This window comes from Natrinema hispanicum, from assembly GCF_900111485.1.
Taxonomy (GTDB): Archaea; Halobacteriota; Halobacteria; order Halobacteriales; family Natrialbaceae; genus Natrinema; species Natrinema hispanicum_A.
The window spans coordinates 1-2,187 of record NZ_FOIC01000077.1; the positions used below are offsets into that span (position 1 = coordinate 1).

Sequence of the window (2,187 nt, forward strand, 5' to 3'; positions counted from 1 at the left end):
ATCGATTTCCATAGGACAGAATCGAATTCCTCGGCTTCATCCTTCTAAGCCAGTGATATCGGCTGATTAGATCGCTTTTCAACAGAGCAATCGTAACGGGTGTCAGCTGTATGGTGGTTTGTAGAATTTGAGATCCCGAAATTGTGGTCGCTGCCGAGAACAGAAGTTGAGACTGATCTTCTCAATGCATACGGTTCCGGATTCAGATGGCCGCAGCGGCTCTGTCAAAATCCGAAGGGTCCTCTTCGGTCAGTGCAGCATCTGTATTGACCACAACCCAATCAGAATATATCACTTGCTGAGGATTCCAACAGAATCAGCTCAGCCGATGAGTCCTCGCTCGAGGTCTGCATGGAGGACAACATTTTCTGGACCGACATCCTGACGATCAACCCCGGATTCGAGTTCAAAGTCGCCATCGTCAGCGACGTCCCCTTCTCGAGTCAGGGCTCGTCCGCCCCGGAGCTGTCGGAGTTCTGATCCCGATACGTGGGGCGGACGCGTCGCGGTGACCGGCTGCGACGCGCCCGCTCCGCCCGCCGTCGACGTCGGATCAGGCGGCCGGGAGCGCCCACTGCCACGCCGATCTGAGGACGAGGACGCCGAACGGGCCGCCCCACCCGGCGGCGACCGCCCCGACGGAGGGAGCGGAGTAGGCGAGGGCCGCCACGGCGGCGACGCCACAGGCTCCGACCACGGCTGCCACCCCGGCCACGCGTCGGTCGAGTGGGCCGAACGCCGTCGTCTCGACGGGGAGTTCCAACGCCTCGACAGCCCGGTCATACTCCCGGAGGTGCGCGACGCTGAGGTCATACTCCCCCACGGAGGGGGTGAGCGAGAACGTCCGAGTATCACAGGAGCGGTCGACGAACTCTCCCTCGCACAACTCGGCGTTCCGGATGTCGTCGACGGGGATCTCCCACTGGACAGTATCGGTAAGGTCGTCGTACGCGACCACCGTGTCGTCGCGACGCTGGTACGCCAGCGTACCGTGAGTGAGGGCGTACTCGACGGCCTTCAGCCCGCCGATGATGGCTGGCAGGAGGCCGAAACAGACCACCATGGCAGCGACCGGCCCTGTCGATCCGCTGGTGAGCCCAATCCACGCGAAGAGGTACACCGGGCCGCTGCCGATTGCGGACTTCGCGCCCCGCCAGAACGCGGCGCCGCGGACGGCGCGCCGGTCCGGACAGACCTCAGCCGTCGGCGACGCATCCGGAGCCGCTACAGGCGGGAGCGTCCCCACCCCCTTGTCGGTGGTGGACGACTGCCCGGCGCGGTAGTCCCCCCACTCCGCGAATAGCTTCACCGTGACGAACGCGACCAGCGCGCCGGTCGGACCACCGGCGGCCGCGAACCAGAGCAACACTATAGCTACCACAGCCTCGTTCTTCGCGCTTCTGATCACGTCTCGAGGGGTGCTCGTCTCGTGGCGCCGCTTGCGGAAGTACTCGCGGTTGATGACGCCGACTTGAGAGACAATCAGGGAGGCGGCGCTCGCCGCCACCATCGGATCGGCGAGCGTCGCCGGCACGTCGATGAAACGGCTCAGTACGGCGAGGTATATCCCGAGGAGCGCCACGGCAGCCACGAACGATCGAAAGACGAACGGGTAGTTCCGGGGGTAGATCGGCGGGAGCGAGTCGACGACCGTGACGCTCCCGCGCCGGCGGTTGAGGTCGCTCGGTCCGACGGAGACCCCGCCTAACTCGTCGCCCTTGAGCGGGTTATCCTCCTGTGGGCGCTCCAGCTCGTCGTAGTTCGGCGGGCGGCGCGCGAATAATGCCTTCAACCCGGCGAACGGGACAGCGACGACCAGTTCCATCGCGTAGACGACAGCGAACGTCTTTGCGCTCCACCCGAGGTGAAACACGCCGACCAGCGGGACGACGTTCGCCGCGACTGTCACCAGAAACGCGGCAGACGAATCGTTTGATGGTGGCTTCATAGATCCACCATCTGTAGTCTGAGCACGTCCAGTTCAATCTCGGCCATGTTCAACCAGCTTCTCTTCTTGAGATAACATGAATGTCTACCTATATCTCTCGACGAAAGCGATCGCTCCAGGATACGTCCAAGTCGATCCAGATATCGCTTTTACCGTTGCGACGATGGTGTACACCAACGTAAGAAATATTGCAATCACTAGGACGATTATCAGGAGGAATCCGACGAGCCCAAACACGA

At 62.4% G+C, this 2,187-nt stretch carries 2 protein-coding genes; one reads left to right on the forward strand and one right to left on the reverse strand.

Features of this window, described 5'->3' with window-relative positions; all coding sequences use genetic code 11:
• Positions 1-351: 351 nt before the first annotated feature.
• Entirely contained in the window at positions 352-480 is a 129-nt protein-coding gene (locus BSG09_RS21655) for a hypothetical protein (protein ID WP_262488534.1), read from the forward strand.
• 73 nt (positions 481-553) lie between these two features.
• Here the strand turns inward: BSG09_RS21655 and BSG09_RS19945 are convergent, their stop codons facing one another.
• Positions 554-1,948, reverse strand: coding sequence for a DUF6498-containing protein (locus BSG09_RS19945; RefSeq protein ID WP_092936229.1), 1,395 nt, complete (start codon positions 1,946-1,948; stop codon positions 554-556).
• Between the last annotated feature and the right edge of the window lie 239 nt (positions 1,949-2,187).